The following is a 24,240-nucleotide window of genomic DNA, read 5'->3' as shown; positions in this document are numbered from 1 at the left end:
CAAGGGTGATTCAAAAATAGGGGAAGTAAATTATCTTTTTTCGTTTTCATGGGCAATTTTTCATCACGCTTTATCCCCTGGATTATTGGGCATTCAAGGTATAGCATTCTCGACCGAATCCCAAAAAGCTTCATGGAATGATCTAAATTACCAAGGAGTCTCCGATGAACACAGTCTGGAAGTCCCTCCAGGTGGTCCTGCTCGGGTCGTTGGTGGTCCTCCCCGCCACCGCCCAGACGGTGAAGGTCGGCGCCGGCGCCTACTGGCTGGGCACCCAGGGCAGCGACAAGGATGTGCCCCCGGCCCCGATGCGGACCGAGGCGCTGCTGAAGACCGCCGCCCAGACCAACCAGTGGTATTCCACCCTCATCTTCAACCGGACGCCCGAGGCCATCTTCGCTCAGCCGCTCACTTTCAAGGCGGTCCCTGCGGGCCTGGAGCTGTCCCTCCCCGTGAAGGCCGTCATCAGCACGGAGCGCAAGGACACGGAGATCCACTACCCGCACCTGGACCCGGTGCTCCTGGGTCCTGCGGATTTCGAGCCGGGTCCGGCCCGGCTGGCCAAGGCCGGCGACTGGTCCATCGACATCGACTTCTCCCGCGGCGCTGACCGGATGCTGGCGACCATCGCCCATGGGAGTCCCTACGCCTACCTGCGGGTGTCTCGGGGGGACGTCAAGGTCGGCCTGCCGGATGTCGGCGCCCGCCTGCCGGCCGGTGAGGATCCCAGGGTGCTGGCCCTGCGGGTCAAGGGCAAGGTGTACGCCTTCTTCGGACCAACGGGGGTGCGCTGGGAGCAGACGGCCGAGCGGCAGTGGCTGGCACGGATGCCCGCCGGCCGGGACTACCTCGCCGCGGCGGCGCTGCCGGATGACCGGGCCGAGACCCTGACCCTCTTCACCCGGCACGCCTACGCCTTCGTGGAGGACACCCGGGTGTCCTGGCACTGCGACGCCGCCTCCAGCAGCGTCGAGACTCGCTTCGAGACGACCGCGCGGGTCATGGAGGGGAGCGAGACCACCCCGCTGCTGGGACTGTATCCGCACCAGTGGTACGGTAATGCCAGCGTCCAGGGCCGGCTGGGCCCCGCCTACGACACCCTACGGGGACGCATCCACCTCCTGGCGGCCACCGGCTTCAAGACCACGCTGACCTACCCGGGCATCCTGCCCTGGTGGCCGGGCGTGAAAGGCTCCCCCCGGGCTGCGGATCTGGCGGACGTCCTCAAGTCGGACGTGCGGAAGGCCCGGCCCATGATGCTCGAGATTGGCAATGGACCCTACTGGCAGGGCAAGGGGCTGCAGCGCATCGTCCAGCTGATGAACGTCGCGGAACAGCAGGGCGATCTGGAGGCTAGGGATGGGCTGCTCAAGCTGCTGAAGGGCCGCGTCGAGCAGTGGTTCTCGGGGGCGGACCGCAAGACCTACTTCCGCTATTCCAAGACGCTGGGGACGCTGGTGGCCTACCCAGAGGAGTATTTCAGCGTCGAGCAGGTCAACGACCACCACTTCCACTACGGGTACTGGATCTTCGCCATGGCCCAGATCGCGCTCCGCGATCCCGCCTGGGCCGCCAAGGACAAGTGGGGCGGCATGGTCGACAAGCTCATCGCCGACATCGCCACGCCGACCAGGGGCGGGGCCGAGTTCCCCTTCCTCCGGAACTTCGACCCCTACGAGAGCCACTCCTGGGCTTCCGGAATCGGCCTGGGCCCCTTCGGCAACAACCAGGAGAGCTCCAGCGAGGCGGTGAATGCCTGGGCCGGCCTGATCCTCTGGGCAGAGGTCACCGGCGACCGGGCCCTGCGGGACCTGGGCATCTGGCTCTATGCCAGCGAGATCAAGGGCATCCAGACCTACTGGTTCGACCTGGACCGCCAGGTGCTGCCCGCTGAGTACCGGAACATCGAGGTGAGCATGCTGTTCGGCGGGAAGTTCGCCCACAACACCTGGTGGACCGATGAGCCGAGGCAGATCAAGGGCATCAACCTGCTGCCCCTGACCACGGCCTCGCTCTACCTGGGCCGGGACCCGGGCTTCGTGAAGCGCAGCCTGGCGGAGCTTCCCGCCCAGAGTGCCGCCTGGGCGACCCGGGGCCGCCGGCCCGATCCGCCGGACATTTGGCAGGACGTCTTCGCCGAATACATGGCCCTGGCCGATCCGGCGGCCGGGCTGGCCCAGTGGAACCGGTGGGGTGCCGTGGAGTTCGGCAACACCCGCTCCCACACACTGCACTGGCTGCTCAGCCTGCAGCGCCTGGGTCTGCCGGACTTCACCGTCACTTCGGACACCACGCTGTATTCCGTCTTCAAGAAGCCTGATGGCACGAGGACCTACCTCGCCTTCAACGCGGGGGCCTCGCCGCTCACGGTGAGGTTCAGTGACGGCACGCAGCTCGCGGTGCCCCCGCGCAGCCTCGCGGAGACGATGGTCACAGGCCGCCCCGCGGCGCCCTGATCCTGGCCCGCCGGCCCCTCAGCGCCGGGCGAACTGCGCCCGGTAGAGGGCCGGCGTGGTGCCCGCCTCGCGTTTGAAGAACCGGCAGAAATAGGTGGCCGACGTGAATCCGCATTCCCTCGCCACCTCCTCGATGGCGAGGTTCGAGTCCTCGAGCAGGCGCATGCCCCGGTTGAGGCGGATGCGAAGCATCTCCTGGGCCACGGGCCGGTCCAGGTGCTTCTTGAAGAGGTTGTCCAGGGTGGAGCGGGAGCAGTCTACGAGCTCGCAGATCTGGTCCACGGAGATCCCGTGGCAGGCGCGGTCCCGGATGATGCGGGAGGCGGCCAGGACCAGAGGATCCTGGGCCGTGGTGATGTCGGTGGACTGCCGCTCGACGATGCGCAGGGGGGCCATCCGGTGGAGGACGGGCGCGACCTGCTCGCCGTCCAGCATCCGGTTCAGCATGTCGGCGGCCATCTGGCCGATGCCCTCGATGTTCGGCGCGATGCTGGTGAGGGTGGGACGGCAGAGGCGGCAGAGGATCTCGTCGTTGTCCACGCCGATGACGGAGACGTCCGAGGGCATGGAGATGCCCAGGTCCCGACAGGCCGTGATGATCTGCTGGCCGCGGATGTCGTTGCAGGCCAGGATGGCGACTGGCTTGGGCAGCTTCGAGAGCCAGGCGGCCAGGGCCGCCTCGTATTCGAGGCCCCGCAGCTCCTGGAACTGCAGCTTGATGGTGGCGGCCACCTTGTCGGGGGGCTGGTAGCAGTGCACCTGGCGCCCCTGGGCCTCGAGGATCCGGCAGAAGGCGGCCGAGCGGCGGTCCGAGAAGAAGATGCCGGGGTAGCCGCCGAAGGCGAAGTTGATGAAGCCCGCCTGGAGGAAGAAGTCCCCCGCCAGCTGGGCCACCGCCTCGGGGTCCGTGTCGATCACCGGGGAGGCGGGGCAGTTCCCCTCGCCCTGGACATCCACCACGGGCACGCCCAGGGAGGAGATCTGACGGCCGAGTTCGGGCGTCGTGATGAACCCGATGATCCCGTCGATGTGCCCCTTTTTGAGCCAGGCAGGCAGTTTCGTGACCTCGCCCCGCTCGTAGGGGAAGATCAGCCAGTCGTCATGCTCGAGGGCATAGGTGGCCACCCCCTGGCAGACACCGCGGCTGTAGCCGCCGGAGGCGGGAACGAGCAGGGCGATGTGGCGGTTCTTGGGCATGAAAATGGATTGTAGCTTGTCTAGATTTCGCGTGGGCCCGGTTCCGAGGCTTGCCTGGTTCCAGGGGGAGCCCGGGCACATTCAGGCGGGGGGAGGGCAGGGAGAGGGGGTGGCCCGACGGAGCATCCGTGATTTTAAGAATTGATAAAAAAGATCTTAAATAACATTGAAGCTCTTCAAAGCGGCATGACCTTCATACATGACCGACGGGCCGCGTGGCGCGAAAATTCATATATAAAAACGAAAAAAGATCATATACAACCCACTTTCCAGAACCCAACCTTGACCAGCCCTACCTCAGCCCATAGTCCGTACCCTCTTCCGCACCCCGCAAATCAGGTCCATTCCCCGCTCGACCATGCATGCATCGGCTTCCAAGCCATTCCCTCCCGAGGAGACCCCATGACCCACCGTCGACTGCGCGGATTCCTGCTCCCGCTGGCGCTCCTGGCGGCACCGTTGGCCTTGATGATCAGCTGCGGCGGCAAGGCGACGCCGGCAGCACCAGTCCAGACCTTCAATCCGGCCCCGGCCGTGGTGATCGGCGGTGCCAGCAGTGCACCCGTTACCGGCCCCATGACCTGCACCTTCACCTTCAGTCAGCCTGTGAGCACGTTCCCCGTCTCGGCCGTCACCATGACGAACTGCACCGGCGCTGCCTCGACGACCAAGGTCTCGAATAACCAGTACACACTGGTCGTCACTCCCCCGGCCAATGCGGCCGGTACCATGACCATCGCGGTGGCTGCAGGAGCCTTCAAGAGCGCCGCAGGGGTCGCCAACACCGCCGCAGCCAGCGTGAGCCAGGCCTATGACACCCACCCGGTGGTGCTGACCCAGATGGACCTGCCCGTGAGCTTCGACTCGGCCACCGTGAAGTACGGTCTGCTGGGCTTCGGCGGGGCAGACGATTCCACGATCGTGGTCGACCCCGCGGGCGGCACCAACAAGGTGGCCAAGGTGGTCAAGTCGGCGGCGGCCGAGACCTGGGCCGGGACGACCCTGACCGAGGATGGCACCCTGGGCTTCGCAACGAAGATTCCCTTCAGTGCCGGGAACACGCGGATGACCGTGCGCGTCTACTCGCCCAATGCGGGGATCCCCGTGCGGCTGAAGGTGGAGGACCACACCGCCCCTGGCACCTCGGTGGAGACGGAAGCCGTCACCACCGTCTCCAACACCTGGGAGACCCTGACCTTCGACTTCGCCAGCCAGGCGGCGGGAACGGCCGCCCTGAACGTGGCCAGCACCTATGACAAGGCGACCATCTTCTTCAACTTCGGCGTGAGCGGCGCCACCGCCGGCGCCAAGACCTATTACTTCGATGATGTGACCTTCATCGGTGGCACGGGCGGGGGCGGTGGCGGCGGCGCAGCGGGCTTCAGCACCCTGACTTTTGACGATGGCGCGCTGACCTACACCCTCACCGGCTTCGGCGGAGCTGAAGACTCCTCAGTCGTGGTCGATCCAGCCGGAGGCCCCAACAAGGTGGGCAAGGTCAATCGCTCCGCCACTGCCGAGACCTGGGCCGGGACGACGGTCTCCACCGGTGCGAACCTGTCCGTCGGCAAGCTCCCCTTTGATGCGACCCACACGCGGATGTCCATGCGGGTCTATGCCCCGGCCACCGGCATCAAGGTCCGGTTGAAGGTCGAGGATGCCGCCAACAACACCATCACCTGCGAGACCGAGGCGACCACCACGGTGGCCAACGCCTGGGAGACGTTGACCTTTGACTTCAGCACTCCGGCGTCCGGCACCGCAGCCCTGGTTGTCGCCAACACCTACAACAAGGTCTCGGTCTTCTTCAACTTCGGAACCGCGGGAGCCACCGCGGGCGCCCAGACCTTCCACTTCGATGACGTGGCCATGAGCACCGGCGGCAGCGCTGTCGGCTACAGCACGCTGACTTTCGATGACGCAGCGCTCACCTACACGCTCACCGGCTTCGGCGGTGCCGAGGACGCCACCGTCGTGGTGGATCCCACCGGTGGGGCGAACAAGGTCGTGAAGATCAACCGTTCGGCCACGGCCGAGACCTGGGCTGGGACCACACTCTCCACCGGGGCGAACCAGTCCGTGGGGAAGCTCCCCTTCGATGCCGCCAACACCCGGATGTCCGTACGCGTCTATTCCCCGGCCACCGGCCTCAAGATCCGCGTAAAAGTCGAGGACGCTGCGAACAACACCATCACCTGCGAGACCGAAGCGACGACCACTGTGGCCAATGCCTGGGAGACCCTGACCTTCGACTTCGCCAGCCAGGCCACGGGCACCGCCGCCCTGGATGTCAGCAAGACCTTCAACAAGATCTCGGTCTTCTGCAACTTCGGAACGGCAGGGGCCAGCTCGGGCGCCCAGACCTTCTACCTGGATGACGTGGCCTTCATTGGTGGGACCGGCTCGGGTGGCGGCGGTGGTGGGGGCGGCCTCGCGTTCAGCACCCTGACCTTCGAGACCGGCGCGACGACCTACACGCTGACGGGCTTTGGTGGTGCCGAGGACTCCACGCTAGCGGCGGATCCAGGTGGCGCGGTCAACCAGGTGGTCAAGGTCGTGAAGTCCGCCACCGCCGAGCTCTGGGCGGGGACCACCCTCTCCACAGGGGCGAACCAGTCCGTCGGCAAGATGCCCTTCGATGCGGCCAACACCCGGATGACCGTGCGGACCTACTCCCCCGTCGTCGGCATCAAGGTCCGCCTGAAGGTGGAGGATGCTGCCAATGCCGGCATCACCTGCGAGACCGAGGCGACCACCACCGTGGCCAATGCCTGGGAGACGCTGACCTTCGACTTCGCCAGTCAGGCCACGGGCACGGCTGCCCTGGATGTCAGCAAAAACTTCAACAAGGTCACGATCTTCTTCGATTTCGGCACGACTGGCGCCGCTGCGGGCGGGGCCAGGACCTACTACTGCGACGACGTGACCTTCATCGGTGGGACCGGCAGCGGCGGCGGGGGAGGCGGCGGAGCCACCTACACCCCCATCACCTTCGACGATGCGGCCCTCACTTACACCCTGACGGGGTTCGGCGGTGCCGAGGACTCGACTGTGGTGACGGATCCCGCCGGCGGCACCAACAAGGTGGTCAAGGTCGTGAAGTCCGCCACTGCCGAGTTGTGGGCGGGAACCACAGTGTCCACGGGCGCGAACAACTCCATTCCCACGCTGCCCTTCAGTGCGACCAAGAAGCAGATCTCGGTGCGTGTGTGGTCGCCGGATGCGGGAATCCAGGTCCGGCTCAAGGTCGAGGACGCCGCCGATGTCACCCATACCTGTGAGACGGAGGCCACGGTGACCACCGCGGCGGGCTGGCAGACCCTGACCTTCAACTTCGCGAACCAGGCCACCGGCACCGCCGCCCTGAACCTGGCCTTCACCTACAACAAGGCCTCGATCTTCTTCAACTTTGGCGTCACCGGTGCCGCCGCCGGCGGGGCCAAGACCTACTACCTGGACGACATCACCTTCCTGCCCTGACCAGTGGTCGCCCCGGGCGGAGACATCCCCCCGGTGCGACGTGGAACGCCCGGCTCGCAGTAATGGTGCCGGGCGTTTCTGCAAACCCAGATCAGACAACCGGGGTGCCGCACCCATCCAGCCAGTCGAGCGTTCCCGCTTGCGTTCCCTGGCACCCCCGTTTCACTGGAGCTCCTTGATGACCAAGAAACTCAGGACCGTCCGGCAGGTCATGGAGCTGTCCATCCAGCACCATGTGCCCCCGGAGATCGATCCGTCCCGGGGAGAGGAAGCCTGGACCCTGGAAGCGTACCTGGAGACCCTGCCACCGGAGTTCGCGTCGGCTCTCCGCGCGGAGATCCTCAAGGGCACCCTCGTGGTGTCGCTGGTGCCCGGGGGGGCAGGCCGCGGAAGAACCAAGAGCAGGCCGCCCAAGGCCGCTCCCGGAACCTGACCCTCCGGGAGTCTTGCCATGTCCCAACCCAAACCGTCTCGTTCATCCGGGGAAACCCCCAGGCTTCACTCCGGCGTCGCGCACCCCGTCTGGACCGGTTCGGATCCGGGTGCCTCGGGCGAGGGGGCTGCCGGCCCGGAGGGGCTTGCATCCCTTCTGGAGGAGTACCACCAGGTGATGGAGGCCGGAGTCCATGGCCTCTGCTTCAGCCCCTACCTGGAGGGCCAGGCACCGGGGTCCATCGTCACCGAGGCGCAGATCCGGGAGCGACTGGAGATCATCCGCCCCTACACCCGCTGGATCCGCTCCTTCTCCTGCACCGAGGGGCACCAGCACACCCCGCGGATCGCCCACGGGCTGGGCCTGAACACCCTCGTGGGCGCCTGGCTCGGCACCGACCGTGCCGACAATGAGGCGGAACTCGCCGCTGCCATCGAGGTCGCCCGCGCCGGCCATGCCGACATCCTGGCCATCGGCAACGAGGTGCTGCTGCGGGAGGACCTGTCCGAGGACGAGCTGCTGGACTACCTCCACCGGGCCAAGGCGGCCTTGCCTGACGTGCCCGTGGGCTACGTGGATGCCTATTACCTCTTCGAGAAGCACCCTCGCATCACGGCGGCCTGCGACATCCTGATGACCAACTGCTACCCCTTCTGGGAAGGCTGCCCCCGGGAGGAGGCCATCGCCTACATGCAGAGCATGTACCAGCGGACCTTGGCCGTGGCCAACGGCAAGCAAGTCATCGTCAGCGAGACCGGCTGGCCGAACACAGGTCAGGCCTTCCACGGCTCGGTGCCCTCGGTGGATGGGGCCCTGCGCTACTTCATCGACACCTGCGACTGGGGGCGCAGGGACGAGGTCCAGATCTTCTACTTCGCCGCCTTCGACGAGGCCTGGAAGGTGGGGGATGAAGGGGACGTGGGGGCCTACTGGGGACTCTGGGACAAGGATGGGCGCCCGAAGTATGTGTAGCCCTGGAGCCTCTCCCACATGCTGAGCCTCCCGGCCGGCAACGCCATCTGCTACTCGGGCTACCGGCGGGGCCAGAGCCCGGGCGAGCGGATCTACCCCTCCAAGGCCGAGATCCTCGAGGATCTGCGGATCCTCGCCCAGCACTGGCAGCTGCTGCGCCTCTACGACTGCAGCCCCCATGCGGAGCGGGTCCTGGAGGTCATCCGCGAGGCGGGCCTCGGTTTCCGGGTCATGCTCGGCGCCTATGTGGGCGCGGAGATGAACAACTTCGGCTGTCCCTGGGGAACCACCTACACCGAAGCGGAGCTCGAGGCGAGCCGGGCCGAGAACGATGCCGAAATCGAGCGGCTGGTGGCTCTGGCGGAGCGCTTTGGCGACCTCGTCTTCGCCGTGGCCGTGGGCAATGAGGCGACCGTGGACTGGACCGATCACTTCGTGCCCGTCAGCCGGCTGATCGAGCTGGTCCGCCGGGTCAAGGGCCGTATTCCCCAGCCCGTGACCTTCTGCGAGAACTACGTGCCCTGGCAGCACAAGCTGCGGGACCTGGCCGAGGAACTGGACTTCATCTCGCTCCACACCTATCCGGTCTGGGAGTACAAGCGGGTTCATGAAGCCATCCACTACACCCAGGACAACTACCTGAGCGTAGCGAGGCTCTATCCTGAGAAGCCGGTGGTGATCACCGAGGCGGGGTGGGCCACGAACTCCAACGGCCGCGGCATCCACCCCGAAAATTCCTCCGAGGAGCTGCAGGCGACCTACTACGAGGACCTCATGGCCTGGACGGGCGCCGAGGGCATCCTCACCTTCGTGTTCGAGGCCTTCGACGAGCCCTGGAAGGGCTCTCCCGATCCTCTGGAGCCCGAGAAGCACTGGGGCCTCTTCACCGTGGACCGCAAGCCGAAGCTGGTCATGCGAGCGCTGTACCCCGAAGCGTCAGCTCACGAGAGGTAGGTGGCGATCGACCGCGGCGGGAGTCCGGTCCTGAGGCCGGAACCCTCCCCGGAGCACAGTTCGAAGCCCAGGCTCAATTCTGTGCGGTTCATCACCACCGTGGCGATGGCGCCATCCGGGTTGAGGAAGGCGGCGGCCTCCAGCTCCCCGACGGTGGACTCGCAGCCGAGACGGCGCGCGCCCACCTTCACGAAGCGGGTGAAGTGTCCCAGGTAGTAGTAGGAGCTCTGCCAGTCCAGGGCGTCCTTCGCGGCATCGGCGAGAACCGGCGCACTGCAGAGGTTCCCCACGTGGTTGGGGCCGCCCTGGGTGTCGAGCAGCAGGTTCCAGTCGATCCAGCCTTCCGTCCAGCGGCTGAGGTCCTGGATCATCGAGCGGGCATAGCGCTCGCCCAGCTCCCAGGAACCTGCGTGCGGCCCACCCTCCTGGCAGCCCTCTGTGAAGAGCAGGTGCTTGTGGGGCCAGGCATCGTGAACCTGCTGCACGTGGTCGAAGCAGTCCTCCCCGTACCAGTGGAAGCCGGTGCCCCAGATGAACCTGGAGGCCTCAGGGGCCGAGAACGCCACCCGGGCCCGCTCGACCATCTGGTCCCGGTTGTGGTCCCAGATGATGATCTTGACGTCACCCAGCCCGGCCGCGGCGAGCTCCGGACCCAGGAAGTCGCGCACGAAGTCCCGCTCCGCCTCCGCCGAGTACAGGCAGGAGTCCCAGGGCTGGGCCGCCATGGGTTCGTTCTGCACCGTGACGCCCCAGATCGGGATGCCCTCCTCGGCGTAGGCCTGGATGAAGCGGACGAAGCAGCGGGCCCAGGCCCGGCGGCATTCAGGCAGGAGGGTGCCGCCCCGGTTCATCTGGCCGTTGCTCTTCATCCAGGCGGGCGGGCTCCAGGGGGAGGCCAGCAGCTTGATGGGGTGGCCCGCCACCTGCTGGGCCGCCTGGATGAAGGGGATGATGGCCTGCCGGTCCCGCGCGATGGAGAACGTCGCGAGCTCCAGGTCGCCTGCCGTCTCCACATGGGCGTAGTTCCCCAGGGCGAAATCGCAGCTCCCCATGGGCACCCGGCAGAGCGTGTAGCCGTGGCCGGACTCCGGGTGGAAGTAGGCGTGCAGGAGCTCTTCCCGGCGAGCCGGGCTCAGCGCAAGCCACGTGACCGCCGCCGCCTCCGTGAAGGCGCCCCCGAAGCCCTCGATGGTCTGGAAGGTCGTTTCGGAATGGACTTGGATCCTGCGGTGATCCGGCTCATCCGTGGGCACTGAAGCCAGCGGGATTTCGGACAACCTGTATTCCACATCGCGGGCGGTGAGGAACAGGCGGATGGGGCGAGGAGGCATGGACATGAAGGACTCGTTGCACTCCATCTTCACCTGGATTCCGGGGAGGTCGTGAAGACAGGGCCTTCCGTCGGTAACAAATCCTCATCAGGGCGTGTGGCTGCTGGCTGTGACGCTGATCCTCATCGAAAGGCCCTCGCCTGGATCCCGACCCACTTGCGCGAGGTGGTGGGAGTCCCTCCGCATCACCCTGCGGGTGACGCTCCGGCCGCCGGACTGGCTGCGCACGGCGCTGATCCCATTCAACAGCCCCCCGGGCTGCCGAATCGGGCGCCTACCTGCGCGCCATTCCGGATTCGACTCCCGCTGTCTTATCTCCACCAAAAAGGGGCCCCCACAGGGGCCCGGCGTGTCGCTGCTGGCCACGGCGCTGATCCACCGGGCAGGACATTTAGTCCTGCCCGGTGGGCGCCTACTTGGCCGCAGCGGCAATTCCACCAAGTAAAAACCCCCGCTTTGCGGGGGCTTTTACTTGGTGGAGGTGGTGGGAGTCGAACATGATTTATAATGGTATAAAGAATTACTATAATTTTTGCTATATTATTGATGTATAATGAATTAACAATTTTTATGATTATGTTTATTGCACAGTATACAAAAAATCTTGGTTGATTTAGAGTGTGCTGTATGGATGGTAGTATGGACTCCATGGTTGGTTCTGGAGGACTTGTGGCCAAGCTAAATCGCAGTGGGAATGGTCCGATTTTCGACGAGCAGACCCTTGCGGCATGGCACGTTCCAGGGACCTACTGCGACCACCAAGGTGGTGGGCTCTACCTACAGGTCAGGCAGGTTCGGGTAGACGGAGCCCAGCAGTGGGAAACCCAGAAGGGCAAGCGAGTTGCCAAGGTGACAAAGTACTGGTCCTTTCGGTATTGGCAGAGAATAAGGGACGGTGGCCGCAAGCTCAGGGAATTCGGAATCGGCCCGTTTACCGATTACACCCTTGAAGAGGCGCGTGGGATCGCGACGGACCAGAGAAAGATCCTGAAGAATTTTGGTGACCCGATCCTCGAGCGCAAGAGACGGAAGCAAGAGGCTCTAGATCTGATCGCCAGCATGAAAACATTTGAGGAAGCGACGCAGGCATGCTGGGAAGCCCATAAGGCAAAGTGGACGTCTGGATATGCGGATGATTGGTTGAACTCCTTAAAGACCCACGCCTATTCAATACTGGGGACCATGGAGATCAGGTCCATTAGGACCACGCACGTCCACTCTGTGCTTCAGCCTATCTGGGAGGAAATTGCAGAAACAGCAAGTCGCGTCAGGAGCCGCATCGAGGCCGTATTCGACTTCGCTAAAGGCAAAGAGTGGTACGACGCGGACAATCCCGCAGCGTGGGAAGGGAAGCTTGAGGCCCTCCTTATCGAATCACCCAGGCTCAAAAAACTGGTAAATTACCCATCGCTTCCTTTTTCCCAAATTGGAGCATTCACAGAGGTGCTTCGGCAGGAGAAAGGCACCGCAGCACGGGCCTTGGAGTTCTTGATCCTGAATGCCTCTCGCCCGCGGGAGGTCCGTGGCGCGATGGGCGAAGAATTCGATCTCGAAAAGGCCCTTTGGACAGTGCCAGCGATGCGCATGAAGGGCAAGAAGGAACATGTGATTCCGCTGTCACCTCGCGCGGTTGAGATCATTCGGAGCATGGGCAAGCTCAAGACCGGACAGTTCGTGTTCCCTGGCGGAAAGCCTGAGACTTGCCTGTCTGACGCGGCCATGACCGCGTTGATCAAGCGCATGGATGCACATCGTGCGGAGGTGGGAAACATTGGTTGGCGCGACCCGAAGGGGAAGCGCGTCGTCCCCCATGGGTTCCGTGCGACGTTTAAAACGTGGGGGCAGGACCATACCGAATTCGACCGTCAGGTCATCGAGTTCGCCCTTGCCCATGGTCTGCCGGACAAGACTGAAGCCGCCTATTCGAGGGGCGCCATGATCAAAAAGAGGCGGCCCCTGATGGATGCATGGGCTGAGTTTTGTGCCACGAAAGGACTTGGGAATGCAGCGGAACGGAAGTTTCGACGGGTAAGGGACTACTCAGTTCCGAATCCCAAAACTGTTCTCGTGGAGGTTTTCGATGAACAGTCTTCGTAGCCGGTCAGCAACGGCGATTGAACCTCTAGACGAATCGAGGCTTCAATCATTGACTAGGAAAGAAGAGGATTCAGACCACGGGAAAAAGTAACACCCAAGAATCTTGCGGTCCAGCTAGAAGGCCTAGATCGGTCGGTGATGGCCTCTGGCATGAATCTGCATTCACGGCTTGTGCCACAGGCGCTGAGGCAGGTGAGAAGTAGAGGCGGACTTCACAATGGAGATAGCCATTCGATTCATGTCGAATGAAGACGGCCATTCCTGGAGGTTGCTTTGATCTTTCATATTCCAGAAGGAATAGCGCCTTGATGCGTTCCACGGATTCATCAGCCATCGATGCATCGCCAAGGTTCTTGGTAAACCAGTCTCTCATCCGTATTCTTCCACCCAGTGATCGGGTCCATTGGGCAAGTTACATATATGTTCAGTGCTCAGGATGACGATGCACATCCTTCCCTCGGGGGTGAGTCCGCTGGGGTGAGGATGGTGTATCAAGCTGTTGCGGCGCACCATGTCGCGTACCGAGAATAGGAGTGGCTTTGAGAAGCCTTGGTGGCCTGCTGCCTTATCCCTGGAGGCTACTCTCCATCGCAATGGCGCGAGGATGAAGGATCTGGTTCTCAAGGTAGATATGCAGGTGGATGTCCGCTTCAAGTCCTGCAAGGCCTTGGTAGAGGGCCTGGAAGGTGGCGCAGCCATCTGCGGGGGCGGTATAGCTGTTCGTCAGTTTCCGGAGTTCCGCGAGGATGGCGCCAACAGCCTCATGCTCCATCTCCATCACCCGGATGGGGCTTTGGACGGTGCCGAAACAGGCACCACCTTGTTGCCCACTCTCCATGCTCCGGATGAAGGGGTAGAGGATCTGCTCTTCCTTCATGAGGTGGGGCATGAGGTCGGCTGTCAGTGCCTGGAAAAGGTCGTAGATCCGCTCCATCTCAGGATGGCGCTCGCCATGGACCTCCAGCACCTTGGTCACCAGCTTGTCCAGCCTTGGCAGCTCGGTACGCAAGAAATCGTGATGCGTGGGGACGATGTGCGCAATGAGATCGGTCAGTGTCGCCTTCTCCCAGTCTGCGGGTGACGGGCTTCCCTCTGCTGCCTTCGGCAGGGATCCCAAAGTCTTCAGGACTGAATCACAATCCAGGCCGACTGCGTCACAGGCCTCACCGAGAGGCCGATGACCGCCACAGCAGTAGTCAATGCCGACGCTCTCGAAATACCTCATGGCTTCAGGCTGGGTCTTGATCAGATCGCCGAGGCGGGTCTGCGCGTTGAGGCTCGTCATGTTTGCTCCCTTATTGGTGTTGGTTGGTCTCTGGGATAATCACTAGCACTTCACTTCTGCATTGGTTCTTGCGTAGTAGTACCAATTCAGGACGAGGCAGAGCAGGTAGAAGAACGCAAAGCCGTAGAGGGCCACCTCCACCTTTCCGGCATCCACCTGGATCTTGAAAATGGCCGGGATAATGAAGGCGCCATAGGCGGCAGCCGCCGAGGTCCAGCCGAGGACCGGACCGGCGAGCTTGGGCTCGAAGATGAAGGGCACCATCTGGAAGGTGGAGCCGTTGCCCAGTCCCGAGGCCACGAAGAGCAACAGGAAGAGGATAAGGAAGGGCATGAAGTGGACGGCGGGATCCGGGGCGGATTGGGCCAGCTTGACGAAGTGGGCGACGCCGAGGGCGCCGAGGATCATCAGGACGGTGGCCCACTGCGTTACACGCGACCCGCGAAATTTGTCCGACAGCATGCCGCCGATGGGCCGCACGATGGACCCCACCAAGGGGCCCAGGAAGGCATAGGCCAGGGGGTTCGGGCTGTGCGGGTTGAGCACCCCCACGGGGTAGCGTCCGAACACCACCTTGATGAGCAGGGGCAGCGCGGAGCTGAAGCCGATGAAGCTGCCGAAGGTCATGAGGTAGAGCACGGTCATGATCCAGGTGTGCTTCTTGGGGAAGATCGCGAACTGAGCATCCAGGCCCGTTTTGATCTTGCCGGGCAGGAGCTTCATCAGGCCGAGGCAGACCAGGATGGTGAGCACCAGCACGCCCATCTGAGGCAGAAGTCCGAGCTTGAAGCGCAGAAGCAGGAGGACGCCCATGGCCGTGGCGGCGAACCCGATGAGGTGGAGCCCCAGGATTTTCAGCAATGCGAGGCTGGTGGGCTCGCAGTCCTGTCCCTCCCGGTTGTCCATGAGGAACCAGGCGAGGAGAGCGACCACGGCCAGGAAGGGCACCCACACCAGCGCGCCATTCTGCACCCAGAGTTGACGACCGGCCGCATTCAAATGCGGTGCCCCAGCGAGCGCGCCGAACAATGAAGTGCCCATGACCGCAGGCACCAGGATCTGCATGATGCTGACGCCCAGGTTGCCCACGCCCGCGTTCAGGCCCAAGGCCAAGCCAGCTAGGCGCTTGGGGAAGAAGCCGTTGATGTTAGCCATGGATGAGGCGAAGTTGCCCCCGCCGATGCCGCTGAGGGCCGCCAGAATCGCGAAGGTGGCGAAGGGAGTGGTCTTATCCTGGAGGGCGATACCCGCGCCTAGGGCGGGTGCCACGAGGAGTGCGGTGGTGAGGGCGATGGTGTTGCGGCCCCCCGCCAGGCCCACGAGGAAGGCGCTGGGGATGCGCAGCGTGGCTCCACTCAGTCCGGCAATGCTGATGAGGGTGAAGAGTTGGGCGGCGGTGAAGGGGAATCCGGCCTCCTTCATCCGGACAGTCAGGACGCTCCAGAACATCCAGATACAAAAGGCCGAGAGTAGGGCCGGTACGGAGACTGCGAGGTTCCGCCAGGCTGTGCGGCTGCCGCCTGCTGCCCAAGCCTGAGGGTCTTCAGGTTTCCAGTCGGTGAGCTTGGCCATGGAGGCCTCCAGTGACGGGTTCAGGCGGGTTCGACGACTTCATCAGGCGCAAGGGCAGGTGCATGGTGTTCGAAGCGGGTGTAGAGGGTCTCATTCTGCTCCCGGGTGATGCGGCGAACCACCGCATGGAGCCAAACCAGGCAGATGACCGAGAGGATCATGAGGAACATCCACATGGTCGTCCAGAGCCCTGTGGCCTTCAGGAGGTAGCCAAAGAGGATGGGACCCGCGAATCCACCCAGCCCACCGATCACACCCACGATGCCGCCGACCACCCCCACTTCATCGGGGAAGTAGTCAGGGATGTAGCGATAGACCGCGGCCTTCCCGATTCCCCAGACGATTCCCACCATGAACACCAGGAAAGTGAAGATCCACACATTGGCCTGGAAGAACACATGCGTGGTGCCTGAGGCCAGCAATTGCTTCTTCTTCACCCGGTCGCCTACTTTCACCACGGGGGTCTGCCAGAACCGGCTCTGAGGGAACACCAGCATCTGGTCGTTCCGAGTGTCCGGTTCCGCACCCTTGGTCCGCAGGGGATAGGTCGTATCGCCTACTGTGATGTGTTCAGCGCTGACTGCGGTCACCACACCGCCAATCTGAGCCAGCACGGATGGCCCCGGGCTTTCGATGGACATGCGCGGGACCATGAGCGCCGCACAGGCAAAGATGCTGAGGCCGAAGGTCCAGTACATGACCGTTCGGGCCCCGAATCGGTCCGACATCCAGCCGCCAGCGGCGCGGATGAGGCCGGAGGGCAGGCTGAACAGGGAGGCCAGGAGTCCTGCCATGACCAGGCTCATGCCGTAGACGCCCACATAGTAAGGGATCAGCCACTGGGCCAAGGCTACGAAACAGCCGAAGACCAGGAAGTAGTAGAGCCCAAAACGCCAGACACGAACGTTCCGCAACGGGGTCAACATCTGGGCGAAGGACCGGTCCTTCGCTCCTTCGGCCTTCTTCTCCTGGGTGAAGAGGAAGAAGGCCACAGCCATGACGAGCAGCACGATGGCGTAGATCTTTGGCAGCATCCGCCAGGCTTCCAGGTTCGTCCCGCCGGCGGTGAGTTTTTTCAGAAGGAGCGGTGCGCCCATGCTGGTGATCGCGGAACCGGCATTGCCTGCGCCGAAGATGCCCAGGGCCGTGCCTTGACGGGCTTTGCTGAACCAGACACTGGAATAGGCGATGCCCACCGCGAAGGCCGCGCCGGACAGACCGAAGCCCAGGGAGGCGAACAGGAAGCCCTGGTAGTCATGGACACTGCCTAGCAACCAGGTGGGCAGGGCGGCCAAGAGCAGGAGGATCGTGTAGACCTTGCGCCCGCCAAAGCGATCGGTGAGCAGGCCCACGGGCAACCGCATGACGGAGCCCGTGAGCACGGGGATCCCAATGAGCCAGCCGATCTGGGCCGTGTCCCAACGAAAAAGACCGTTCTCAACCAGGAAGGTGACGAGGACGCCGTTGAGCGTCCAGACGGCGAAACACAGAGTGAAGGCCAAGGTGCTCATGGCCAGGGCTGTGTAAGCTTGGGATCGTTCCGACATGGTGGCTCCGAGGGTTGAAAAATCGGATAGATTAATCCTAAATCAAAATGGACCCGTGGCCACTGGAAGTGATTCGGATCACGCGTTCATAAATAATTAAACAGGCACCGCATCCGGACGGTCTGGTTCATCGGAAATACTAGACAAGTCGTGAGATACCTTTAGATCCTGCAAGGTGGTTTCGGCCATAAAGGCCGTAAGCTGATTCTGAAGGACATCCCAGGCCGGGCGGATGGGGCAATGGCACCCATCCTTCCCTCCGTGGTGACCCAAGAGGCAATCCCCGAAGGGTTCGGGACCCTCCATGGCTACGACCACCTCTTTCAGGGTGATCTCTTCCGGTGCCCGGTTCAGGCGGAATCCGCCGGAGGGTCCCCGGTGTGATTCCAGAATTCCACAGTGGCCGAGGATCTGAAGGATCTTGGCCAGGTATGGGCCGGGAAGCTCCAGATCGGCAGCTAGACAGCGGGCCAGGCGATAGGTGCCATCACTGGGAAGTCGGACGAGAACCTGGAGCGCATACCGGGTCGGCGTGTGGAAGATGCTGCGCGAAGGGGCAAAGCCAAGCTCGGAATGCTGCATGGACCATCCAGATGGACATTAAGAGGATTAAGTCATCCGAATATAGTCACGACCATTACGGTGATCCAGGGCCAATTTTGCTTATTTTTCAACCCGTCTGGAGAGAACCCCACCCTGGGCGACGAATTCAGGCGGCGCAGGACTGAATCCCGAGTTTCGGGGGACAACACAGTGGATCTACTGGACAAATATAAATAATTTGAAGTATATCAGTGGTTAAAAAATAGTCACAATTCACATCTTTTCGTGGACTACCCCCTTGCGCAGTTCAACATACGCGGCACATACTTGGGCACTATTTCCGATTCCACTATCCTAAATATGCCTGTGCCAGTCGCGGGCCGCTCCGTCGAGGAGGTGTCGTGTTCCCCAGAACCGCGCCACGACTGATTTTGCTATCAGCCCTGCTGCTTCCTCTGACGGAGCCTCTGGCCGCCCAGGATGCCGAAGCCCAGTTCCGCAAGAGCTGCATGAGCTGCCACACCATAGGCGCGGGCAAGAAGGTGGGCCCGGACCTGAAGGATCTGGGCAAGCGCCGGCCCCATGACTGGTCAGCCAAATTCATCACCGGGGCGGCGGCCATGATCGATGGGGGGGATCCCACCGCCACGGCGTTGCTGCGGGAGTTCAACGGTGTGAGGATGCCTGAATTGGGCGTAACGGTTCCTGAGGCCCAGGCCCTCCTGAAACTGATCGATGACTTCAGCGCTCAGGGCAAGACCCTTGGGACTGCTGCGATCTCGCGGCCCGCCACGCCCGAGGACATCCGTCGCGGCAGGCTCTACTTCACGGGCGATCTGCGCTTTAAATCCGGAGCCCCTTCCTGCATGTCCTGCCACCGCGCTCAGGGTGTGGGCGGCTGGGGCGGCGGGTGGCTGGGACCGGACCTGACCGGTGCGACCGCCAAGTACGGGGCCGGATTGGCAGGGGTCATTGAGAACCCGTCCTTCCCGACCATGCAAGGCGTGTTCGCTAAGACCCCAGCTAGCCCGGAAGAAGCCTTCCAGGTGGCCAGCTTCCTGAAGAGCGTGGGCTCCCAGCCGCCGGATCAACGCGATGTGATCTTCCCCGTGCTCGGCGTTGTTGGCCTGGTGGGGGGAATGCTGCTGGGGGGCCACCTGGGCCGGAAGCGATTGAAGGGCGTTCGAAAAAATCTTAAGCCAAGAGCCTGATCCAGACACGAGGAGACGGAATCACCATGACCGAGCGTAAGCAGAGCCACTGGATCACCGACATCGTAGACCCAGAAACCCGCACCTGGGAGGAGTTCTACCGGAACCGCTGGGCGCACGACAAGGTGGTGCGCAGCACCCACGGCGTGAACTGCACTGGCAGTTGCGGCTGGAACATCTACGTCAAGGAAGGCATCGTCACCTGGGAGATGCAGGTGGTGGACTACCCGCTCCTGGATGAGACCGTCCCGCCCTACGAGCCACGTGGCTGCCAGCGCGGCATCAGCTTCTCCTGGTACCTCTACAGCCCCCTCCGAGTGAAGTTCCCTTACATGCGCGGGGCGCTGATGGACCTCTGGAATGAGGCCAAGGGCAAGGACCAGGATCCCGTCGCGGCCTGGGCCAGCATCCAGAACGATCCAGTCAAGCGCGCACGCTACCAGCAGGCCCGGGGGAAGGGTGGCTTCCGCCGCGCCTCGTGGGAGCAGGTGAACGAGCTCATGGCTGCGGCCAATATCCACACCATCAAGACCCATGGCCCGGACCGCATCGCGGGCTTCAGTCCCATTCCCGCCATGTCCATGCTGAGCTACGCCGCAGGCTCGCGCTTCATCCAGCTCATGGGCGGCACTAACCTGAGCTTCTACGATTGGTACTGTGACCTGCCGCCCAGCAGCCCCGAAATGTGGGGCGAGCAGACCGACGTGCAGGAGAGCGCGGATTGGTACAACGCGAAGTTCCTCGCGGTCATGGGCAGCAACCTGAACATGACGCGCACACCTGACTGCCACTTCGCGGCGGAATCGCGCCACAACGGTACCAAGATGGTGGTCTTCAGCCCTGACTTCAACCAGGTGGCCAAGTACGCCGACGAGTGGATGCCGGTACATCAGGGCCAGGATGGCGCTTTCTGGATGGCCGTGAACCACGTCATCCTCACGGAATTCCACCATCAGAAGCAGGTGCCCTTCTTCCTGGACTACCAGAAGAAATACACGGATGGTCCCTTCCTTGTTGAACTGACACCGATTGAGGGCGGCTACCGCCCCGGCCAGCTACTGCGGGCGGGTCGCCTCGAAAAGTACGCCGAGGAAGAACATGGCGAATGGAAGTTCCTCATGTGGGACCACCCCTCTGGCGCGCCCAAGATGCCCAAGGGAGCCATGGGTCAGCGCTGGAGCACGAAGCAGGGTGAGTGGAACCTGTTGCTTCAGGACGGCAAGGACGATAGCCCCATCGATCCGGCGCTGACAATGCTTGGCCGTGAGACGGAGCAGGTCCAGTTCGACGATTTTGCAGACGGGAAGACGCTCTTCCGGGGTGTTCCCGTGAGACACATCCGTCTGGCGGATGGAAGCTCGGTTCCTGTGACCACGGTCTACGACCTCCTCATGGCCCAGTTTGGCGTGGATCGTGATTTGCCTGGCGCCTACCCGAAGGACTACAACGACGCCTCCGGGGTCTACACGCCCGCCTGGCAGGAGAAGCACACGGGGCTGTCCCGCGACAACGTGCTCCGCTTCGCCCGCGAATGGGCTCACACCGCCGAGCTGACCAAGGGCAAGTGCACGGTCATCATCGGCGCCGGTATCAACCACTGGTACCACAACAACCTGATCTACCGGGCCGCCCAGCACGCCCTCGTGTTCTGCGGGTGCATCGGCACCAACGGCGGCGGCCTCGCCCACTACGTCGGCCAGGAAAAGTTGGCCCCGGTGGCCTCCTGGAGTGCCATCGCTCTGGCCAAGGACTGGGTCTCCGTGAACCGGCTCCAGAACGCTCCAAGCTGGCACTACGTGAACAGCGACCAGTGGCGCTACGAGAAGGAATTCAAGGAATACAACACGGTCCCGGATGGCAGTGAGCTGGTGGAGGGCCACTGCATGAACATGCAGACCCGCGCCGTGCGCAGTGGCTGGCTGCCCTACTTCCCCCAATACAACGAGAATCCCATGCAAGTCGTGGCCGATGCCCGCAAGGCGGGCGCCAAGGACAACTCAGCCATCATCGCCAGCACCGTGGACCGCCTGAAGAAGAAGGATCTTCGGTTCTCCATCGAGGATCCAGATGCCGCCGAGAATTGGCCCCGCGTCTGGTACATCTGGCGCGGCAATGCCATCGGTACCTCGGCCAAGGGCCACGAATTCTTCCTCAAGCACTACCTCGGGACCCACACCAATGCCATCGCCGACGAGGTGGCCGAAGGCACGCTGAAAGATGTTGTGTGGCGCCCCACGGTCACGGGAAAGATGGACCTGGTGGTGGACATCAACTTCCGAATGGACACCTCGGCCCTTTACAGCGACATCGTGCTGCCTACCGCCACTTGGTATGAGAAGACGGATCTCAATTCCACGGACATGCACAGCTTCATCAATCCCCTGTCGGCGGCAGTTCCGCCCTGCTGGGAATCCAAGAGCGATTGGGACATCTTCAAGGGGATGGCGAAGACTGTCAGCGAGCTGTCGGCCAAGCACCTGCCCAACCCCATCGAGGACATCGTCTCGAGCCCGCTGGCCCACGACAGCATCGGAGAGATCGCCCAGCCCCACATCCGGGACTGGATGGCCGGCGAATGCGAAGCCATTCCGGGTAAGACCATGCCGAGTCTGGCCGTCATCACCCGCGATTACACCAAGCTCTACGACCAATTCATCTCTCTGGGGCCGAATGTCCGGGAACAGGGTCTGGGTGCTCACGGTGTGAAGTACCCCATCAAGGACATCTACGACCGCATGCTCGAAACCCATCCCACGGTGATGATCGAGGGTCAGAAACGCCCCAGCCTCGAAGAGGACATGGAGGCTGCCAACGTGCTGCTGCATCTCTCGCCCGAGACCAACGGCGAACTGGCCTACCGGGCCTACGAGTTCATGGAAGGCCGCACGGGCCTGCCGTTGAAGGATCTCGCCGAGCCGTACCGCGGCATCAAGTACACCTTCAAGGATCTGCTATCCCAGCCCCGGCGCGTGCTGAACAGCCCCTGCTGGTCGGGCCTTGTGGATGAGAAGCGGCCCTACTCGGCCTTCACCTACAACGTGGAGCGCATGGTGCCCTGGCGGACGCTGACGGGTCGCCAGTCCTGCTACCTGGATCATGAAGGCTATCTCGCCTTTGGCGAACACCTGCCAACCTACAAGCCGACGCCTCCGGCCCAGGTGCTCGGGGATTTGCGCTGCTCCAAGCGCGAAGGCAAGACACTGGCGCTGAACTACCTGACCCCCCATGGCAAGTGGCACATTCACTCGACGTACGGGGATACGGAACGCATGACCACGCTCTCGCGGGGGTGCGATCCCCTCTGGCTCAGCGAGGAGGATGCCGCTTCCGTGGGATTGAAGGACAACGATTGGGTGGAGGTCCACAACGACAACGGCGTGGTGGTCACGCGGGCCTGTGTCAGCGCCCGCATCCCCAAGGGCGCCTGCATCCAGTACCACGCGACGGAGCGCACCTATGGCGTACCCAAGAGTCCTATCCGGGGCATGAAGCGCGCGGGTATGAACAACAGCCTGACCCGCATCCGCCTCAAGCCCAACCTCATGGTCGGCGGCTATGGGCAGTTCAGCTACCACTTCAACTATTGGGGCCCCACCGGTGTGAACCGCGAAACGGTGGTCTATGTCCGCAAGCTCGGCCAACTGGTCTGGTAGGAGGAACCCTCATGGATATTCGCTCTCAAGTCGCCATGGTGTTCCACCTGGACAAGTGCATCGGCTGCCACACCTGCTCCATCGCCTGCAAGAACGTGTGGACCGACCGCAAGGGCGCCGACTACATGTGGTGGAATAACGTCGAAACCAAGCCCGGCACCGGCTATCCCACCAAGTGGGAGGACCAGGGCGAGTACAAGGGCGGCTGGATCGTCAAGGATGGCAAGCTCGAACTGCGCCTCACAGGCAAGGGCAAGTTCCTTCAGAAGATCTTCTACCAGCCGGACCTGCCCACCATGGATGAGTATTACGAGCCATGGACCTACCGGTATGAGGATCTCTTCAACGGTCCCGAGCTGGACGACCAGCCCACGGCCATACCCATCAGCAAGGTCACTGGCGAATACATCGACGTCGAGTCCGGCCCCAACTGGGACGATGATCTTGGTGGTTCCGCGCTCTATGCCCGCAATGATCCAAATCTGGCGGCCATGACCGAGGAGCAGCGGTTGCAACTCCTCAGCATCGAGACGCTGGTGATGTTCTACCTGCCGCGCATCTGCAACCACTGTGCGAATCCCGCCTGTGTGGCCGCCTGTCCCAGCGGCGCCATCTACAAGCGGGGCGAGGATGGCATCGTCCTCGTCAACCAGAACGTCTGCCGGGGTTGGCGCTACTGCGTGTCCGCGTGCCCCTACAAGAAGGTCTTCTACAACTGGAGCACGGGGAAGTCCGAAAAGTGCCTGCTCTGCTATCCCCGCGTGGAAACCGGTCAAGCCCCGGCCTGCTTCCATTCCTGCGTGGGTCGCATCCGTTACATGGGGGTGCTGCTCTACGACGCGGACAAGATCCAGGAAGCGGGGGTAAGGCCCGATGCCGAGCTGGTGGACGCCCACCGCGACATGCTGGCGGACCCCTTCGATCCTGCCGTGATCGAGTCCGCCCGGAAGAATGGCGTCACCGAGCAGATCCTCAAGGCCGCGCAGAAGAGTCCCGTCTACAAGTTCGTCAAGGAGTGGGGACTGGCCCTGGCGCCCCACCCGGAATTCCGCACCTTCCCCAGCCTGTTCTACGTGCCCGCCCTCGGACCGGTCACGTATTCGGTGGAGAACGGCATCGCCCTGAACCCCACCTCAACGGACGAGATCTTCGCCCCGCTGGATCAGGCGCGGCTGCCCATGAGCTACTTGGCCAGCTTGTTCGGGGCCGGGCAGGAGGCGCCTGTGCGCTATGCCATGAAGAAGATGATGGCCATTCGCACTTGGAAGCGCGCGGTGACGGTGGGGGACGTAGAGATGCAGGTCGCCCTGGACGGCCTCCGCGAGGCCGATTGCACCACCGAACAGGCCGAGGCCATCTACCGCTTGACGAGTCTCTGCAACTACGAAGACCGCTTTGTGATCCCACCCAGTCACCGCGAACAGGCGGTGGAAGTGCTCACCAATCCGCTTGAAAAGAAGGGTGCAGCGGGCTTTGGTTTCCGCGAGCAGCCCCAGAGGGGGTTCTGAT

At 63.0% G+C, this 24,240-nt stretch carries 15 protein-coding genes; 9 read left to right on the top strand and 6 right to left on the bottom strand.

Annotated features, from left to right (window positions below):
* Positions 1-164: 164 nt before the first annotated feature.
* Positions 165-2,456: a glycosyl hydrolase gene (locus WAS25_RS11665; protein ID WP_422312256.1), complete on the top strand. Its 2,292-nt coding sequence runs from the start codon at positions 165-167 to the stop codon at positions 2,454-2,456.
* An 18-nt stretch (positions 2,457-2,474) separates the two neighbouring features.
* Here the strand turns inward: WAS25_RS11665 and WAS25_RS11660 are convergent, their stop codons facing one another.
* A complete protein-coding gene (locus WAS25_RS11660; protein WP_422312254.1) occupies positions 2,475-3,653 on the bottom strand; it encodes a substrate-binding domain-containing protein in 1,179 nt (392 codons plus the stop codon).
* A 402-nt stretch (positions 3,654-4,055) separates the two neighbouring features.
* Between WAS25_RS11660 and WAS25_RS11655 the strand changes: the two genes are divergently transcribed.
* The 4 genes from WAS25_RS11655 to WAS25_RS11640 all read left to right on the top strand — a co-directional run bounded on the left by WAS25_RS11655 (position 4,056) and on the right by WAS25_RS11640 (position 9,492).
* The gene (locus WAS25_RS11655) at positions 4,056-7,133 is read left to right on the top strand and encodes an Ig-like domain-containing protein (RefSeq protein ID WP_422312252.1); all 3,078 of its coding nucleotides are present in this window, start codon (positions 4,056-4,058) and stop codon (positions 7,131-7,133) included.
* 178 nt (positions 7,134-7,311) lie between these two features.
* Complete coding sequence (locus WAS25_RS11650; protein ID WP_422312250.1) at positions 7,312-7,566, top strand: hypothetical protein; 255 nt, start codon at positions 7,312-7,314, stop codon at positions 7,564-7,566.
* 18 nt (positions 7,567-7,584) lie between these two features.
* The gene (locus tag WAS25_RS11645; protein ID WP_422312248.1) at positions 7,585-8,538 is read left to right on the top strand and encodes a glycosyl hydrolase family 17 protein; all 954 of its coding nucleotides are present in this window, start codon (positions 7,585-7,587) and stop codon (positions 8,536-8,538) included.
* An 18-nt stretch (positions 8,539-8,556) separates the two neighbouring features.
* On the top strand, positions 8,557-9,492 hold the full coding sequence (locus WAS25_RS11640) for a glycosyl hydrolase family 17 protein (protein WP_422312246.1): 936 nt from the start codon (positions 8,557-8,559) through the stop codon (positions 9,490-9,492).
* Here the strand turns inward: WAS25_RS11640 and WAS25_RS11635 are convergent.
* A complete protein-coding gene (locus WAS25_RS11635; protein WP_422312244.1) occupies positions 9,480-10,829 on the bottom strand; it encodes a glycoside hydrolase family 30 protein in 1,350 nt (449 codons plus the stop codon). The genes WAS25_RS11640 and WAS25_RS11635 overlap by 13 nt on opposite strands.
* A gap of 633 nt (positions 10,830-11,462) precedes the next feature.
* Here WAS25_RS11635 and WAS25_RS11630 point away from each other — a divergent pair.
* The gene (locus WAS25_RS11630; RefSeq protein ID WP_422312242.1) at positions 11,463-12,920 is read left to right on the top strand and encodes a tyrosine-type recombinase/integrase; all 1,458 of its coding nucleotides are present in this window, start codon (positions 11,463-11,465) and stop codon (positions 12,918-12,920) included.
* A 565-nt stretch (positions 12,921-13,485) separates the two neighbouring features.
* On the opposite strand, the gene ric is transcribed toward WAS25_RS11630, so the two are convergent.
* From ric to WAS25_RS11610, 4 genes are all read right to left on the bottom strand, one after another.
* Entirely contained in the window at positions 13,486-14,205 is a 720-nt protein-coding gene (ric, locus tag WAS25_RS11625; protein WP_422312240.1) for an iron-sulfur cluster repair di-iron protein, read from the bottom strand.
* Positions 14,206-14,247: 42 nt separating this feature from the next.
* Entirely contained in the window at positions 14,248-15,777 is a 1,530-nt protein-coding gene (locus WAS25_RS11620) for an MFS transporter (protein WP_422312238.1), read from the bottom strand.
* 20 nt (positions 15,778-15,797) lie between these two features.
* Positions 15,798-17,324, bottom strand: a complete 1,527-nt coding sequence (locus tag WAS25_RS11615) for an MFS transporter (protein ID WP_422312236.1) — start codon at positions 17,322-17,324, stop codon at positions 15,798-15,800.
* A gap of 96 nt (positions 17,325-17,420) precedes the next feature.
* Positions 17,421-17,906, bottom strand: coding sequence for an RrF2 family transcriptional regulator (locus WAS25_RS11610; RefSeq protein WP_422312234.1), 486 nt, complete (start codon positions 17,904-17,906; stop codon positions 17,421-17,423).
* A 362-nt stretch (positions 17,907-18,268) separates the two neighbouring features.
* Here WAS25_RS11610 and WAS25_RS11605 point away from each other — a divergent pair, with 362 nt between their 5' ends.
* The 3 genes from WAS25_RS11605 to narH are packed head-to-tail and all read left to right on the top strand — an operon-like array spanning position 18,269 to position 24,239.
* On the top strand, positions 18,269-19,078 hold the full coding sequence (locus WAS25_RS11605; RefSeq protein ID WP_422312232.1) for a c-type cytochrome: 810 nt from the start codon (positions 18,269-18,271) through the stop codon (positions 19,076-19,078).
* A 26-nt stretch (positions 19,079-19,104) separates the two neighbouring features.
* Entirely contained in the window at positions 19,105-22,731 is a 3,627-nt protein-coding gene (locus WAS25_RS11600; protein WP_422312230.1) for a nitrate reductase subunit alpha, read from the top strand.
* Between the two features lie 11 nt (positions 22,732-22,742).
* Entirely contained in the window at positions 22,743-24,239 is a 1,497-nt protein-coding gene (narH, locus tag WAS25_RS11595; RefSeq protein WP_422312228.1) for a nitrate reductase subunit beta, read from the top strand.
* Position 24,240: the final 1 nt, after the last annotated feature.

The sequence above is a fragment of the Geothrix sp. genome (genome assembly GCF_049292215.1).
Classification (GTDB): Bacteria; Acidobacteriota; Holophagae; order Holophagales; family Holophagaceae; genus Geothrix.
The sequence above is the reverse complement of the archived record's forward strand: the minus strand, read 5'-3'. Positions and strand labels throughout refer to the sequence as shown.

Bases quoted from the DNA above. Each gene is read 5' to 3' on its own strand.
- narH (WP_422312228.1), top strand. From the start codon at position 22,743: ATGGATATTCGCTCTCAAGTCGCCATGGTGTTCCACCTGGACAAGTGC.
- WAS25_RS11655 (WP_422312252.1), top strand. From the start codon at position 4,056: ATGACCCACCGTCGACTGCGCGGATTCCTGCTCCCGCTGGCGCTCCTG.
- WAS25_RS11600 (WP_422312230.1), top strand. From the start codon at position 19,105: ATGACCGAGCGTAAGCAGAGCCACTGGATCACCGACATCGTAGACCCA.
- WAS25_RS11630 (WP_422312242.1), top strand. From the start codon at position 11,463: ATGGACTCCATGGTTGGTTCTGGAGGACTTGTGGCCAAGCTAAATCGC.
- ric (WP_422312240.1), bottom strand. From the start codon at position 14,205: ATGACGAGCCTCAACGCGCAGACCCGCCTCGGCGATCTGATCAAGACC.
- WAS25_RS11635 (WP_422312244.1), bottom strand. From the start codon at position 10,829: ATGTCCATGCCTCCTCGCCCCATCCGCCTGTTCCTCACCGCCCGCGAT.
- WAS25_RS11620 (WP_422312238.1), bottom strand. From the start codon at position 15,777: ATGGCCAAGCTCACCGACTGGAAACCTGAAGACCCTCAGGCTTGGGCA.
- WAS25_RS11645 (WP_422312248.1), top strand. From the start codon at position 7,585: ATGTCCCAACCCAAACCGTCTCGTTCATCCGGGGAAACCCCCAGGCTT.
- WAS25_RS11610 (WP_422312234.1), bottom strand. From the start codon at position 17,906: ATGCAGCATTCCGAGCTTGGCTTTGCCCCTTCGCGCAGCATCTTCCAC.
- WAS25_RS11650 (WP_422312250.1), top strand. From the start codon at position 7,312: ATGACCAAGAAACTCAGGACCGTCCGGCAGGTCATGGAGCTGTCCATC.
- WAS25_RS11665 (WP_422312256.1), top strand. From the start codon at position 165: ATGAACACAGTCTGGAAGTCCCTCCAGGTGGTCCTGCTCGGGTCGTTG.
- WAS25_RS11660 (WP_422312254.1), bottom strand. From the start codon at position 3,653: ATGCCCAAGAACCGCCACATCGCCCTGCTCGTTCCCGCCTCCGGCGGC.
- WAS25_RS11615 (WP_422312236.1), bottom strand. From the start codon at position 17,324: ATGTCGGAACGATCCCAAGCTTACACAGCCCTGGCCATGAGCACCTTG.
- WAS25_RS11640 (WP_422312246.1), top strand. From the start codon at position 8,557: ATGCTGAGCCTCCCGGCCGGCAACGCCATCTGCTACTCGGGCTACCGG.